Below are 14,852 nucleotides of genomic sequence, written 5' to 3'. Positions count from 1 at the left end.
GGCGGGCGCGTTGGCCAAGGGGATACGCCCGTCCCGTGGCCGCCGTGTGACGGGCGCGTGGCGACTGTGCGCCGGGCCGGGCCCGCCCGCCGGTGGTGACAAGCGCGGCCCGAGGCAGTACAAGAAGGGCTCGACACCCCCCAACAAGGACCATCCATGCCCAAAGCCAAGCCCCTGTCCGCGTCCCGCTTGCGGACCCGGTTCCCGCCCGAGCGCATCCCCTACGCCGACAGCACGAAGATTCCGCTGTCCAGCAAGGCCCGCCCGCCCCAGCCCCGGGCCCTGCAAGCCCTGGAAATGGGCCTGACCGTGGACGACCCGGGCTTCAACGTCTTCGTGGCCGGCGAGGCCAACCTGGGCCGCACCTATCTGGCCATGGACTTCCTGCGCCCGCGCGCGGCCAAGATGCCCGAGCCCGGCGACCTGCTCTATGTCCACAACTTCCTGGATCCCGACCGGCCCCGGCTGCTGCGCATGCCCGCCGGGGGCGGCAAGGCCCTGAAGAAGGAGCTGGCCAAGGCCCTGGCGGCCCTGCGCAAGGAAATTCCCGAGGCCCTGGAAAAGGACGCCTTCATCAACAAGCGCGAGACCCTGGTGCGCAGCTTCCAGGACCGGCGCGAAGCCCTGCTGCGCGAGATGGAGAAGATCGCCGCCAGCGAGGGTTTCGACCTGGACGTGGACGACCAGGGCGGCATGACCCTGTATCCGCTGGTGGAGGGCAAGGTCGTCTCCGAGCAGGACTACGACCGCCTGGACCCCGAACTGCGCAAGACCCTGAAGAAGCGCGGCGACGCCATCATGAGCGAGATGGGCCGTTCGCTGCGGCGCATCGGCAAGGAGGAGAGCGACTTCCGCCAGGACCAGCGCACCCTGGAGCGCGCCGTGGTCAAGGACGCCTTGGAGCGCCACCTGCGCCCCCTGCGCCGGAAGCACGCGCGCAACAAGGACCTGGCCGCGCACCTCAAGGCCATCTGGGACGACGTGCTCGACAGCATGGACCAGTTCCTGCCCCAGGACGCCGCGGCCCCGTCCGCCAGCGGGCCCCTGGCCGGGCTGGAGGCCGCCGCCGCCGAGGACTTCTTCACCCGCTACGACGTGAACCGCTTCGTGGACAACTGCGCCACCAAGGGCGCGCCCATCGTCTTCGAGGACCACCCCACCCCGGCCAACCTGCTGGGCTCCATCGAGCGCGAGGCCGAGATGGGCGCCCTGTACACCGACTTCACCCTCGTCAAGGCCGGGGCGCTGCACCGCGCCAACGGCGGCTTCCTGGTGCTGCGCATTGAGGACCTCTCCCAGAACCCCGACGCCTGGGAGGGCCTGCTGCGCGCCCTGCGCTCGGGCAAATCGCGCATCGAGGACCACGGCGGCACCGAGGACCACGCCCGGGCCAAGACCATCCAGCCCGAGCCCGTGCCCCTGGAGGTGCGCGTGATCCTGGTCGGCACCGACGAGGCCTACGAGGCCCTGCTGGCCATGGACGACCGCTTCCCCAAGCTCTTCAAGCTCAAGGCCCACATGCAGGACACCGTGCCGCGCGACCCGTCGTCCGTGCGCCACTACCTGCACAGCCTGGCGCGGATCATCGACGAGACGCGCCTGCCGCCCTTCGACCGCACGGCCCTGGCGGCGATGATCGACCACGCCTCGCACATGGCCGAGGACCAGCAGAAGCTCTCCCTGCAACTGCCCACGGCCCGCGAGGTGATGATCGAGGCGGCGGCCCTGGCCCGCCGGGCGCGCAGAAGGCGCGTGGAGGGCGGCGACATCGCTGCGGCCCTGGCCAACCGCAAGTTCCGCGCCAACCTCTACGAGGAGGAGTTCCTGGCCGACTACGACCGCGAGCTGATCAAGGTCTCCACCTCGGGCGCCGCCGTGGGCCGGGCCAACGGCCTGTCCGTGACCATGTACGGCGACCACGAGTTCGGCCTGCCGCACCAGATCGCCTGCACCGTGGGCGTGGGCCACGGCGGGATCATCGACCTGGAGCGCGAGGCCGAGCTGGGCGGGCCCATCCACACCAAGGCGATGATGATCCTCAAGAGCTACCTGCTGGGGCTCTTCGCCCAGGACAAGCCGCTGGTGCTCACGGGCAGCCTGTGCTTCGAGCAGTCCTACGCGGGCATCGAGGGCGATTCGGCCTCGGGTGCGGAGCTGGCGGCGCTGCTCTCGGCCCTGGGCGGGGTGCCCATCGACCTCTCCCTGGCCTTTACCGGCGCCGTGAGCCAGTCGGGCGAGATCATGGCCGTGGGCGGGGTCACGCCCAAGATCGAGGGCTTCTTCAAGGTTTGCTCCCAGCGCGGGCTGACCGGGAGCCAGGGCGTGGTCATCCCCCGCGACAACGTGACCCACCTCATGCTGTGCGACGAGGTGGCCCAGGCCGTGGAGCAGGGCCGCTTCCACATCCATCCGGTGACGAGCATCGAGCAGGCCATGGAGCTGCTCACGGGGCTGCCCGCCGGGCGCCGCACCCGGGGCGGGGCCTTCCCCGAGGGCAGCCTCTACCGCCGGGTGGACGAGCGCCTGGCCGAGCTGGCCCGGCTGGCCAAAGCCTTCGGCAAAGACTAGCAGCCCAGACAGGGCAAGGGCTGCGGCCAGGAAAACAAGCCGCCGGGGCTGCGCAGGGACGTGCGCGGCTCCGGCGGCGTTGTGTTTTCAAAGGCCGGGCGGCAAGCAAGGCAGGGCAAGGCCTGACAGGCAGTGGGGTTCCGGGCCGGGGCGAGGGCAAAAATCCCGGGAACAAGCACTGGCAATGGCTGATAAGCAGTCCGGCCCTGGCGGGCGGGCACGGGGCGGGCTACTCGGGCAGGCCGTCGGGGTCGCAGGTCACGTCGCTCCAGCCCGGGAAGGCTCGGGCCACGATGGCCTCCACCAGGGGCCGCAGGCTGGCGCGCTCGCGCGCGGTGACGGGGATGCCCAGGGGATGGGCGTTTTGCAGGGCCTGGGCCTGTTCGGGGTCCAGGGTTTCCCATTTGTTCAGCGCCAGCAGGCGCGGCACCTCGTGCAGGTCCATCTCGCGCAGGATGTCCTCCACGGCGCGGATGTGCGCGTCCAGCTCGGGGTGGGCTGCGTCGGCCACGTGGATGAGCAGGTCGGCGGATTCCAGCTCCTCCAGGGTCGCCCGGAAGGCCTCGCGCAGCTCGGCGGGCAGGTGGCGGATGAAGCCCACGGTGTCGGTGAGGATCAGCTCGTGGTCCTGGGGAAAGCGCAGGCGCCGGGAGGTGGGGTCCAGGGTGGCGAAGAGCTTGTCCTGGGCCAGCACGTCGGAGCGGGTCAGGGTGTTGAGCAGGGTGGACTTGCCCGCGTTGGTGTAGCCCACCAGGGCCACCACGGGCAGCCCGGCCTGGGCGCGGCGGGCGCGGGTGGCGCCCCGGCGGCGGCGCAGGTCGGCCAGGTCCTTCTTGATGCGCGTGATGCGCTCGCGCACCCGGCGGCGGTCGATCTCCAGCTTGGTTTCGCCGGGGCCGCGCCCGCCGATGCCGCCCATGAGCCGCGACAGGGCCCGGTTTTTGCCCGTGAGCCGGGGCAGGGTGTACTGGAGCTGGGCCATTTCCACCTGCAGGCGGCCCGAGCGCGTGGCGGCGTGCTGGGCGAAGATGTCCAGGATGAGCTGGGTGCGGTCCAGGATCTTGCGCTCGGTGATCTCGGCCAGGTTGCGCATCTGGGCCGGGGTCAGCTCCTGGTCGAAGACGATGAGCCCCGCGTTGGCCTGCAGGGCCAGGACTTCCAGGTCCGCCAGCTTGCCCTTGCCCATGATGGTCCTGGGGTTGGCCTCGCGCGCGCGCTGGACCACGGTGCCCACCGTGGCCAGCCCGGCGGTGGCGGCCAGGGCGGTCAGCTCCTGGAGGTGGACTTCCTGCACCGCCCGGGGCTCGGTGGATACGGAGACCAGGATGGCCCGGGCGTCGTCGCCCGCAGCCGTGCCGTCGGCGGACAGGGCGCCGCCCTCGCGGGCCAGCTCGTCCTCGATGGCTTCCACCTGGGCCACGAAGTCCACGTCCAGACGGTGGAAGGGCACCGGGCCGTGGACCGTGTAGGGCTTGGCCCCGGGCCCGGGCGGGTTGAGGTGGGCGTAGGTCACGTTGCCGGGCCCGCCGAAGGGGTCCACGTTCAGGGCCAGCACGCCGTCCAGGCGCAGAAAGACCATGTCCATGAGGTCTTCCTGCGACAGGGGCTCGTCGCCCAGGTGGGTGTGCATCAGGCGCAGCCCGCGCAGGCGCCCGGCGAAGCGCCGCGCCCGGGGCAGCTCGGGGATGTAGATGCCCTGGGCGTCGCCCACCAGGACCATCTCGGGCCGCCCCTGGCGGTCCACCAGCAGGCCGATCTGGCGGCCCGTGGCGGCGCTGAGCATGGCCAGTTCGCGGGCCTGGTCGGCGCTCATGCCGCCCACGGCGGGATAGCGCCGGTCGGCCAGGCGCGACAGGCTCTTGATCTGGCTGGGCTTCAGGCCCTGGGTGTTGCCTTGGACTTTCTGGGAGATGGCGGTGTCTCCATGGCTATATTGCGAAAGGTGCGGAGATTGAATTCGTGGGCATTTCATCCCAAATGCGACCGTTGAGCTCTCTTCCGGTTTTCTTTTTGTTTACGCCTCCCCATTGCTTGAAGAAGAAAGAAACATTTGAATTTATGCATAAATCTCTGATTTCTGTGACCCAGCGCTCCTTCATCGGTCTTGCAGAAGGGCCCGACTCCCCTCCGACAATAACCCAGTCTATGCCGGACAAGTCCAGATTATATATGGGCCCAATCAGCGGTTCAAGGGAGAGAAATTTAACAGCTGCACCTGTCTGCCTTAAATTGTCGGCTCTGTATACATAGTCATCGTTTTCAATGCTGACGCCCATCCATATGTTCTTCGTCCATCTCAAGTTAGTTGATACCTCAGCGAGTCTGGACGACCTCTTCGTCAACAGCTGGAAGGTGTGGTGTTTTGCCAGGTGCATTACTCCAAAAACTTTTTCTATAAACTGAAAGGGAACAGATTCATGAAACAGGTCACTCATCGAGTTGACAAATACGGTCTTCGGTTTTTTCCATTTAAATGGAAGAGAGAGAGCGTCTTCATGTATTGTGAGGTTAAAACCATTTTTGTATTGCTTTGATCCCATTGCTTGGAGGCGTTTGGCCATTCTCTCCGCATAGCAGTTCATGCAGCCCGGGCTTATTTTTGTGCACCCTGTCAGGGGATTCCATGTTGCATCGGTCCATTCGATTTTTGATATCGCCATTAAACCACCTCGAGAGCTTCCAATGTTCCATCACTGTATATTGATTTGAAAGACATAGAGGGGACACGCAAAATTTTATTTTCTCTTTTCAGTTCATATAAGACGGCTTTGGCGTGACGGCCCAAGAAACCTTTCAAAAGCGATTCAATTAGAAGTTCCTTGTTCGTTTTTACTTTTCTTGAGAGGACTATTTTCCGCACATAGTCTTCAAAGTCACGGGACCGTTTCGGAGTGCCAAGGGATTCGATCAGAAGGCCTTGTCCAGTGCTCGGGATATCCCCTCGGAACTCAAAATTTGATTCTCCATTTTCTGGATTTATTTTCCAGCAGCTTTCTAGGAATTTGTGGAGCCCCGTTATGCTTTTGCTGCCAAAAATTAGCCCGTATACATTCTTGTTTTTCTTTATGGAAAAAGGTGCAAGATAGTATTTTTTATTTTGTGGGATGAATTTTTGCCTGTAGTATGCGCATATTGCCCTATGAATATCAAGTGTGTCTTTTATGTTTGTTTTGTCAAACCCAGGAAGATATTTTCTAAATCCTTCTTCACCAAACCTTCCAGCAAATTGAGAAGGAGTAAAGAGGAGGAAGTCTGTTCTTTCAAGATCAGTGATCATTTTGAATGTTTCCGGAGTGAGCGCCCACCCTGTTGGATCAAGGAAAATGAAATTCGCAGCACCTTTTGCGCGCATCTTTTCGTAAAGCTGCTGAAATGACAATTCAAAATTGCATTGGCGTGTATCTATAGTGAGGTTGCGCGGGCGAGTTATGTTGGATAACTTGCAGTCAAGCGCTGCGATTTTTTCGGCGTCCTGGTCGCAAAAGAAGAGCGCTATTTGTGTGCCGGGTTTGATCTTGGGTGAGTACTGGTTGATGACATGAATTGCCCTCAGCGGGCTTCCCGGGAGGCCATTTAGGTCCGTCCCTGGTCCACAGAAAAAATCAAATATATTAATATTATCAATGCCTTGCAGGTTGAGGAAGACGGGGAGCCAAGAGGTCAAGTATTCCTGGAAAAGGAGTAGCTTGGTAAGCGTCGCATGGTCAAAGGGTTTCTCATGGTGGTCTGTTTTGGGCATTTCTTGAGTCCTTCTCCTGTTGGGTATGGCTTGACAGGAGACTAGAGACCCAAAAAATAAAAGGCAAGACATATCGTCTTGCCTTGATCACCGTTGTTTGACGGGGGCTTACGCGTCGCGGCTGCCGAGGTAGCCTGCGATCATGGCGTCGTATTCGCTGGTCCGGGCGAAGGTCTCGCAGGCCAGGTCGCGGCGCAGAGGCAGCGGCGCGGCCATGGCGTTGGCCCGCAGGGAGTCCGTCACGCGCGCGTAGTGCTCCGCGCCGGGCACCACCAGCACGCTGTGGAAGTTCTTGGCCGAGGCCCGCAGCATGCACGGCCCGCCGATGTCGATCTGCTCCACGGCGTCCTTGAGGCCCAGGCCCCTGGAGGCGGCGTGGGCGAAGTCGTAGAGGTTCACGCACACCAGGTCGAAGGGCGCCAGATGCAGCCCGGCCAGGGTCTGCATGTGTTCGGGGTCGTCCTTGTCGGCCAGGATGCCCGCGTGGATGTGCGGATGCAGGGTCTTGACGCGGCCCCCGAGGATCTCGGGAAAGCCCGTGACCTCGGACACGGAGGCCACGTTCAGGCCCGCGTCCAGCAGCTTGCGGCGGGTGCCGCCGGTGGAGAACAGCGCCACGCCCCCCTGGGCGAGGAACGAAGCGAATTCCACGAGTCCGGATTTGTCGGTCACGCTCAGGATGGCGCGCCGGATGGGCAACAGGTCCATGCACACACCTCTCTTTTCAGCCGATGTGTGCCAAAAAAGCCGTGCCCTGGCAAGGCGGGATGCGCGCTCCGGCCTCCGCTGCGGGACCTGGCGCCCCAGCCCCGGCAGCTCTCGTCGGGGCTGGGGAACCAGGCTGGGGAGGGGAGATTATCGTGTCATCGCCTGCGCAGCCGGCCCGGGGGGAGGGAGCCCTGGTCCGGTCCGGGCGCGCTGCGTCATGACCGGATCTGGTCCAGGAGCTCGCGGGCGGATTCGTGGTCCGGGTCGTTCTCCAGGATGCGCACGAGGTGCTCCTCGGCCTGCGCGGGCCTGTCCAGGCAGACCAGGCAGCCCGCCAGGGAGTAGCGCACGTCGTGCTTCAGGGGGTCGATGCCGAGGTAGGCCTCCATGTGCGGCACGACCTCTTCGAGGCGGCCAAGGACGTGCCCGAGCTGGACCAGCATGTAGATGGCCACCATGTTCTCGGGGTTCAGGTCCAGGGCCTTGGAAAAGTTGTCGAAGGCGCGGTCCTGGCGGCCCGTTTCCATCTCCACCAGGGCCATGCCCGCCAGGGCCTTGTCGCCCGGCTCGATGGAAGCGGCCTTGGAGTAGAGCACGTGGGCCTTGTCCAGCTCGCCCTTCTGCACGGCGATGGTCGCCAGCCCCAGGTAGGGGTCGGGGTGCACGCCGTTGGAACTGGCGGCCTTGGAGTAGTACTGCTCGGCCTTCTCCAGGTCACCCATGAAGAGGTAGCACTCTCCGAGTTCCTTGTTGATTTCGTAGTCCAGATGGTTGCTCATGACTTCCCCTCCACAGTGGGAAATTCCGGTAAAACGTGCCGGCGGCTATGCCCATGCAATGGCCGGGCCAACGTTGCATTCCCAGCCCGCAGGCTCCCCGCCTCCGGGCACACACAGCCAAGCAAGCATCGTGCCAGAACGTGCGTCCGGGTGCGACCGGGGCGGTCTTCCGGGGCGCTCCGGGGCCGCCTTTGCATGGAACGCGCGCGAGGGGTGGCCCGGCCTGCCCGGGCGGGGCGGCGCCGGCCTGGGCGGGCCGCGCGGAGCGGGGGCGGGCGGGGCAAAATGCCGACACCCGGCCCGGCGCCGGAGGGCGGCCCGGCGCGCCCGGCCCCCGGCGGCGGTTTGCCTTGCGCGGCGGGCCATGCCGGGCGCACCCGGGCCGGGGTGCGGAAAAAAGTGCCCGGTTGGCACAAGGGTTGCTCAACCGCAGGTGCCAGCCGCCCGGCCCGGCCCCGCCCTGGGGCGTCCGGCGGCGCGGCAGGGGCCCAAAACCCAGGGAGGACGGGCATGAAAGGCATATTCGACAGCAATATCCACCTGACGGGCAAGGTCCTGGACCTGCGGCTTCAGCGTCAAAATGTCGTCATGAGCAACCTGGCGAACATCACGACGCCCAACTACAAGAGCCGGCGCCTGGAGTTCGAGGCCGACCTCCAGGCCGCGCTGAACCGCGACGCGCGCGGCAAGATCACCCGCACCGACGAAAACCACATGCCCACGGTCTTCGACTCCGAGGGCTTCAAGGGTGACCTGGTCAAGGGCTTCAAGCACCGCATCATCCACGGCGAAGACAACGTGGACCTGGACAAGGAGATGGCGGTGATGGCCAAGAACACCCTGATGTACAACGCGCTGGGCACCGCGCTGCAGAAGCAGTTCGAGGGCCTGGCCACCGTGATCACGGAAGGAGCCAAGTAAATGGACTTTCTGACCGCACTCGACATCGGCGCATCGGGCCTGTCCGCCGAGCGGACGCACCTGAACATCATCTCCATGAACCTGGCCAACGCCAAGACCACGCGCACCCCCGAGGGCGGCGCCTACCGGCGGCGCACCGTGGTCAAGGCGACCACCGACGTGGACTCGCCCTTCGCCAAGGCCATGCAGGATGCCCAGACCCGCGAGCTCAAGGGCGTGCGCGTGCTGGGCATCGCCCGCGACGAGCGGCCCGGCAAGCGCGTCTTCGAGCCCGGCCACCCCGATGCGGACCAGGAGGGCTACGTGACCTACCCCGACATCAACGTGGTGGAGGAGATGACCAACATGCTCACCGCCACCCGCTCCTACGAGGCCAACGTCAGTTCCATGCAGTCCGTGAAGAGCATGTGGAACAAGGCCCTGGAGATCGGGCGCTAGCCGCGCCCAAGGAGAACCGCCATGGCCATCCGCAACGTCGCCATGAACGCCTACCAGAACGCCCAGATGACCGGCGGCCTGCGCCGCACGGGCTCCGGGCAGGCGACCTTCATTACCGACCAGGCCCGCAAAAGCCAGAAGGCCGCGTTTACCGAGACCATGCGCGAGTCCCTGGCCAAGGTGAACGACCTGCAAAGCGAGAAGTCGGCCATGGTCGAGGAGTTCGCCTCGGGCGAGCGCCAGAACGTCCACGAGCTGATGATCAGCCTGCAAAAGGCCGGGCTGGCCATGCGCATGACCTCGGCCGTGCGCAACAAGGTCCTGGAAGCCTACAAGGAACTGTCGCGGATGCAGTTCTAGGACTGACGCCGCCAACACCCCGCACCTCCCGGAGAGAGCACCATGTCGCCCGCCATGACGGACATCCTCGGCAAGGCCAGGAATTTTTGGGGCAAGACCAACGTCTCCCAGCGCATTCTCATCGGCGGGCTGTCCGCCGCCGTGATCCTGACGTTCTTCCTGCTCATCTACTGGCTGAACAGGCCGGACATGAAGGTGCTCTATTCGCGCCTGTTCCCCGAAGACGCCGCCACCGTGGTCGGCATGCTTCAGCAGGAGAAGGTGCCCTACACCCTGGAAGACAACGGCGGGACCATCCTCGTGCCTGCCGACAAGGTCTACGACCTGCGCCTGAAGATCGCGGGCGAGGGCAAGCTGCACGGCCAGGGCCTGGGCTTCGAGATTTTCGACGAGGTCAAGGTCGGCCAGACGGACTTCGTACAGCACATCAACTACCAGCGCGCCCTGCAAGGCGAGCTGGCGCGCACCATTTCCGAGTTCCCGCAGGTGGAGCGCGCCCGGGTGCACCTGGTCATCCCGCACAAGAGCCTGTTCATCGAGGAGCAGGCCAAGCCCTCGGCCTCGGTGGTGCTCAAGCTCAAGCAGGGCGAGAAGCTCGACCCGACCAAGATCAAGGGTATCGTCAACCTGGTGGCCCTGGCCGTGGAAGGCATGTCGCCCGACAGCATCACCGTGGCCGACACCGGGGGCGGCATTCTCTACTCGCCCAAGGCCCTGGAAGAGCAGGGCGGCCTGAGCACCACGCAGATGGAGAAGAAGCTGACCCTGGAGCAGAACCTGGAGCTGCGCATCGAGCAGATGCTCTCCCCGCTCTACGGCCCGGGGCGCGTCATCGCCAAGGTCAACGCCGAGCTGGACTTCAGCCAGAAGACCATCCGCAGCGAGGAGTACGACCCCGACAGCCAGGTGGCCCGCTCGGACCAGCGCAGCGAGGAGACCCAGACCAGCCAGGCCAACATCGAGGGCGGCACCCCCGAGCCCAACTTCCGGGGCGACGGCCCTGGCGGGGCCCTGTCGCAGCTCGATTCCACCCGCGAGCAGCGCACGCTCAACTACGAAATCAACAAGGTCGAGAAGCACATCGTGGTGCCCATGGGCGAACTGGACCGCCTGACAGTGGCGGTCATCGTCGATGGCACGTATAGTGAGCAGGCACCGGCGGACGGGCAGGGCGACGCCACCCAGGTCTTCACCCCGCGCAGCGCCGAGGAACTCCAGCGCATCCAGCAGCTTGTGGCCGGCGCCGTGGGCTTCGACGAGCGGCGGGGCGACTCCATTGAGGTCACCAGCATGTCCTTTGGCGGGCCGGACCAGGAGATCGCCCCCAACCTGAGCGAGCTGATCCTGGAATACGTGCACCGCCTGGGCAAGCCGTTCCTCAACGGGCTGTTGATCTTCCTGTTCCTGGTGCTGGTGGTGCGGCCCGTGGTCATGGCCCTGATCCGGCCCAAGACCGAGGTCGAGGGCGTGGAAGGCCTGGCCGGGCTGCCCGAGGGCCAGGGGCGCATCGCCATCACCGACGGCGACGAAGAGGACGCCCTGGACGCCCTGCGCAAGATCGACGACATCCGTGCCCACGCCATGCAGTTGTGTGAGCAGAACATGGACGGCGCCATGGCCATCATCAAGACCTGGCTCAAGCAGGAGGCGACAGCGTAATGCCCCCCCTCGCAGGCCCGCACAAGACGGCGATTCTGCTGCTCGCCATGGGCGAGAAGTTCACCGCGGACGTGTTCAAGCGCCTCGAGCGCTCCGAGATAGCCATGATCTCCAAGGCCATGGTCGAAATGGAGACCATCCCCAAGGAGCAGGTGGAGGAGGTGCTGCGCGAGTTCCACCACCAGCTGCTGGTCAATGCGGAGATGCTCATGGGCGGCCCCGAGCAGGTCAAGAAGCTGCTCATGAAGAACCTCGACTCCGAGACCGCCAAGTACATCCTGGACCTTTTGGACCTGGACGCCGGGCCCGCGCCCTTCCGCGAGCTGGAGAACGTCAGCCCGCGCATCCTGTCGCAGATTTTGCGCAACGAGCACCCGCAGACCCTGGCGCTCATCCTGGGCCACCTGCATCCCGAGCAGGCCGCCGAGCTGCTTCAGCAGCTGCCCGCCGGGGTGCGCCCCGAGATCCTCATGCGCCTGGCGCGCCTGGAGGCCGTGGCCGAGGAGATGCTCATGGAGGTGGACAAGGTGCTGCAAAGCCAGCTCATCGCCATGGGCGGCAAGGAGGGCAAGAAGGTCGGCGGCGTGCAGGCCGTGGCCGAGATCCTCAACGCCGTGGACCGCGCCACCGAGGAGGAGGTCCTCTCCGAGATCGAGGAGGAATCCTCGCAGATGGCCGAGGACATCCGCAACCTCATGTTCGTGTTCGAGGACATCAAGGCCCTGGACGACCGCTCCATCCGCGAGCTGCTCAAGGAGGTCTCCAACGAGGACCTGACCAAGGCCCTCAAGGGCGGCACCGAGGACCTGCAGGAGAAGTTCTTCAAGAACCTCTCGGAGCGCGCCTCGGCCATGATCCGCGAGGACCTGGAAATCATGGGCCCGGTGCGGCTGTCCGAGGTGGAGTCCGCCCAGCAGAATATCGTCAAGATCGTGCGCCGCCTGGAAGCCGAGGGCCGGATCATGATCGGACGCGGAGGCGGGGATGTCTTTGTCTAGGGACCAGCGGGAAACGGGCCCCGTGCGCGCCACAGGCCGCGTGATTCTCGGTGTCCAGGCCCAGGGCCTGGGCGAGATGAGCGTGGCCGAGCTGCAAGGCGAGCGCCGCCAGGGCTGGACGGACAAGGACGTGGAGGAATACCGCCGCCGGGTGCGCGAGCGCGCCGAGGCCACGGCCCGCGAGATCATCACCGCCGCCGTGGCCGAGGCCCGGACCCTGCGCGGGCAGGCCCAGGCCGAGGGCCTGGCCGAAGGCCGCCAGCAGGCCCGGGAGCAGGCCGAAGAGGCCGCCCAAGCCCAGGCCGACGCCCTGGCCCGGACCCTGGAGGCCGTGCAGGGCGTGGGCCGCGAGCTGTGGGCCCAGTACCGCCAGGACGTGCTGGAACTGCTGCGCCTGGTGGTCCACCGCCTGCTGCGCGTGGAGCTGGACGCGCGGCGCGGCGAAATTCTCGGCGCCCTGCTCGACCAGGCCCTGGACGCCATCGACTCGCGCCGCGGGCTCACCGTGCGCGTGCACCCGCAGGACCAGGCCCTGGCCCAGGACCTGCTCGAGCGCGCCAAGGCCCGCCATCCGGGCCTGGAACGCTGGGCCGTGCGCCCCGACGCGACCCTGGAGCAGGGCGGGGTGGTCCTGGAATCCGACCGGGGCATGGTGGACAATTCCCTGGCCAGCCGCATGGCCCTGGTGGAGCCCATCCTCGACCATCTGCTGGCCTCGGGCATCGGCCCGGAGGTGGACGAGGCCGCGGAGCGCGCCGCCCGGGCCGCCAGCGGCGACGGAGACGGCGCGTGAGCCTCAACCCGCGCGGGTGCATGAACATCCTGCGGGGCCTGGACCCCTGCAAGACCTTCGGCAAGGTCTGCAAGGTCGTCGGGCTCATCGCCGAGGGCGAGGGCATCAAGGCGCCCCTGGGCTCGGTCTGCGAACTGCTGCCCGAGGGCCGCGAGGACAGCGGGCTCTACGCCGAGGTCGTGGGCTTCCGCGACGGGGCCTGCCTGCTCATGCCCTACGGCGAGATGCGCGGCGTGCGCCCCGGCTCGCTCATCAAGAACACCGCCAGCCCGCCGCTGTTCCCCGTGGGGCCCGCCCTGCTGGGCCGCACCGTGGACGCCTTCGGCGCACCCCTGGACGACGCCGGGCCCGTGGCCGCCACGGACTACTATCCGCTCTACGCCGAGCCCCTGAACCCCCTGCGCCGCCCGCGCATCGTCGAGCCCCTGGACGTGGGCGTGCGGGCCATCAACGGCCTGCTGACCCTGGGCAAGGGCCAGCGCGTGGGCATCATGGCCGGGTCGGGCGTGGGCAAGTCCACCCTCATGGGCATGATGGCCCGCTACACCTCCGCCGACGTGAACGTCATCGCCCTGGTGGGCGAGCGCGGCCGCGAGGTGCTCGAATTCATCGAAAAGGACCTCGGCCCCGAGGGCCTGGCGCGCTCGGTGCTCGTGGTCGCCACCTCGGACCACAGCCCCCTGGTGCGCATGCGCGCGGCCCACGCGGCCAGCGCCGTGGCCGAATATTTCCGCGACCAGGGCGCCGACGTTCTGCTGATGATGGATTCCGTGACCCGCTTCGCCATGGCCGCCCGCGAGGTGGGCCTTGCCGCTGGCGAGCCCCCGGCCACGCGCGGCTACACGCCCTCGGTCTTCGCCCAGCTGCCCAAGCTCCTGGAGCGCGCCGGGCGCTCCACGGCGGGCACCATCACCGGCATCTACACCGTGCTGGTGGACGGCGACGACTTCAACGAGCCCGTGGCCGACGCCGCGCGCTCCATCCTCGACGGGCACATCGTGCTGACCCGCGAGCTGGCCGACCAGGGCCACTACCCGGCCATCGACGTGCTCAAAAGCATCAGCCGCCTGCGCGCCGACGTGGCCCCCGAAGCCCAGCAGGAGCTGGGGCGCGGCTTCATCCGCCACCTGGCCACCTATGCCCGCGTGGAGGACATGGTCAACATCGGCGCCTACGCCCAGGGCTCCAACGCCGACATCGACGCCGCCATCCGCATGCACGGGCCCGCCCGGGGCTATCTCCAGCAGGCCGTGGGCCAGGGCTGCTCCCTGGCCGACAGCTGGGCCACCCTGGCCGAGGTCATGCAGCCGCCGCCCCCGCCTCCGCCGGGCCCGGGCCGGGGGCGCTAGCCGAGGGGCTGTTCAGCGCGGGGGGGCGCACAAACGCGACGGGGGGCCAGCCCAGGCTGGCCCCCCGTCGCGTTTGTGCGTGCGGGGGCTGCGCGGGCGGGGTCAGGGCTGGTCCAGGCTGGCGGGCAGCCCGGCCACGAAGGCGCGGATCTCGTCGCGTACGCGGCGGTAGGGGGCCATGGCCTCCTCGGGGCTGGCCGCGCCGCGCGCCAGGGCCGGGGGGTCGTCGAAGCCCACATGCACCCGCCGGGCCCGGCCCGGGAAATACGGGCAGGTCTCGTTGGCGTGGCCGCACAGGGTGACTATGGCGTCGAACTCCACAGCGGGCAGCTCGTCCACGGTCTTGGAGGTCTGGCCCGAGATGTCCACCCCCGCCTCGGCCATGGCCTGCACGGCCAGGGGGTTCAGCCCGTGGCGCTCGATACCGGCGGAGTGGGCCTCGATCTCCCCGGCCCGCAGGTGCCGGGCCCAGCCCTCGGCCATCTGGCTGCGGCAGGAATTGCCCGTACACAGGAACAGGATGCGCAGCATGGTGCCCTC

Annotated in this window: 14 protein-coding genes; 8 read left to right on the top strand and 6 right to left on the bottom strand. The window is 66.6% G+C overall.

Features of this window, described 5'->3' with window-relative positions; translation table 11 throughout:
* Window positions 1-156: 156 nt before the first annotated feature.
* Complete coding sequence (locus G495_RS0108780; RefSeq protein ID WP_028587502.1) at window positions 157-2,568, top strand: Lon protease family protein; 2,412 nt, start codon at window positions 157-159, stop codon at window positions 2,566-2,568.
* A 229-nt stretch (window positions 2,569-2,797) separates the two neighbouring features.
* Here G495_RS0108780 and hflX read toward each other — a convergent pair whose 3' ends face one another.
* The 5 genes from hflX to G495_RS0108765 form a co-directional block, all read right to left on the bottom strand.
* Complete coding sequence (gene hflX, locus G495_RS18410) at window positions 2,798-4,540, bottom strand: GTPase HflX (RefSeq protein WP_084458063.1); 1,743 nt, start codon at window positions 4,538-4,540, stop codon at window positions 2,798-2,800.
* Window positions 4,497-5,228: a DUF5131 family protein gene (locus tag G495_RS21045; protein WP_084458061.1), complete on the bottom strand. Its 732-nt coding sequence runs from the start codon at window positions 5,226-5,228 to the stop codon at window positions 4,497-4,499. Before G495_RS21045 ends, hflX begins: the two co-directional genes overlap by 44 nt.
* Complete coding sequence (gene tcmP / locus G495_RS21040) at window positions 5,228-6,307, bottom strand: three-Cys-motif partner protein TcmP (RefSeq protein ID WP_169734371.1); 1,080 nt, start codon at window positions 6,305-6,307, stop codon at window positions 5,228-5,230. The genes G495_RS21045 and tcmP overlap by 1 nt, the downstream gene beginning before the upstream one ends.
* Before the next feature lie 108 nt (window positions 6,308-6,415).
* The gene (locus G495_RS0108770; RefSeq protein ID WP_028587501.1) at window positions 6,416-7,015 is read right to left on the bottom strand and encodes an IMP cyclohydrolase; all 600 of its coding nucleotides are present in this window, start codon (window positions 7,013-7,015) and stop codon (window positions 6,416-6,418) included.
* 215 nt (window positions 7,016-7,230) lie between these two features.
* On the bottom strand, window positions 7,231-7,794 hold the full coding sequence (locus G495_RS0108765; RefSeq protein ID WP_028587500.1) for a tetratricopeptide repeat protein: 564 nt from the start codon (window positions 7,792-7,794) through the stop codon (window positions 7,231-7,233).
* A 510-nt stretch (window positions 7,795-8,304) separates the two neighbouring features.
* On the opposite strand from G495_RS0108765, the gene flgB reads away from it, so the two are divergent.
* From flgB to G495_RS18400, 7 genes are read left to right on the top strand one after another with little or no spacing between them, the layout of a single operon-like run.
* Entirely contained in the window at window positions 8,305-8,715 is a 411-nt protein-coding gene (flgB, locus tag G495_RS0108760; RefSeq protein WP_028587499.1) for a flagellar basal body rod protein FlgB, read from the top strand.
* Complete coding sequence (flgC, locus tag G495_RS0108755) at window positions 8,716-9,153, top strand: flagellar basal body rod protein FlgC (RefSeq protein WP_028587498.1); 438 nt, start codon at window positions 8,716-8,718, stop codon at window positions 9,151-9,153.
* 21 nt (window positions 9,154-9,174) lie between these two features.
* The gene (fliE, locus tag G495_RS0108750; RefSeq protein ID WP_028587497.1) at window positions 9,175-9,513 is read left to right on the top strand and encodes a flagellar hook-basal body complex protein FliE; all 339 of its coding nucleotides are present in this window, start codon (window positions 9,175-9,177) and stop codon (window positions 9,511-9,513) included.
* A gap of 42 nt (window positions 9,514-9,555) precedes the next feature.
* A complete protein-coding gene (gene fliF / locus G495_RS0108745) occupies window positions 9,556-11,172 on the top strand; it encodes a flagellar basal-body MS-ring/collar protein FliF (protein ID WP_028587496.1) in 1,617 nt (538 codons plus the stop codon).
* Complete coding sequence (gene fliG / locus G495_RS0108740; RefSeq protein WP_028587495.1) at window positions 11,172-12,170, top strand: flagellar motor switch protein FliG; 999 nt, start codon at window positions 11,172-11,174, stop codon at window positions 12,168-12,170. Before fliF ends, fliG begins: the two co-directional genes overlap by 1 nt.
* On the top strand, window positions 12,157-12,963 hold the full coding sequence (locus tag G495_RS18405; RefSeq protein ID WP_084458057.1) for a FliH/SctL family protein: 807 nt from the start codon (window positions 12,157-12,159) through the stop codon (window positions 12,961-12,963). Before fliG ends, G495_RS18405 begins: the two co-directional genes overlap by 14 nt.
* Before the next feature lie 20 nt (window positions 12,964-12,983).
* A complete protein-coding gene (locus G495_RS18400) occupies window positions 12,984-14,312 on the top strand; it encodes a FliI/YscN family ATPase (RefSeq protein ID WP_156939652.1) in 1,329 nt (442 codons plus the stop codon).
* Between the two features lie 102 nt (window positions 14,313-14,414).
* Here G495_RS18400 and G495_RS0108725 read toward each other — a convergent pair whose 3' ends face one another.
* Window positions 14,415-14,843 (bottom strand): arsenate reductase ArsC, encoded by a 429-nt coding sequence (locus tag G495_RS0108725; protein WP_028587494.1) that lies wholly within the window; start codon window positions 14,841-14,843, stop codon window positions 14,415-14,417.
* Between the last annotated feature and the right edge of the window lie 9 nt (window positions 14,844-14,852).

The organism is Desulfocurvus vexinensis DSM 17965, from assembly GCF_000519125.1.
Taxonomy (GTDB): domain Bacteria; phylum Desulfobacterota; class Desulfovibrionia; order Desulfovibrionales; family Desulfovibrionaceae; genus Desulfocurvus; species Desulfocurvus vexinensis.
Note: the sequence above shows the minus strand (reverse complement) of the source record. Positions and strands in the feature narration are given on the sequence as shown.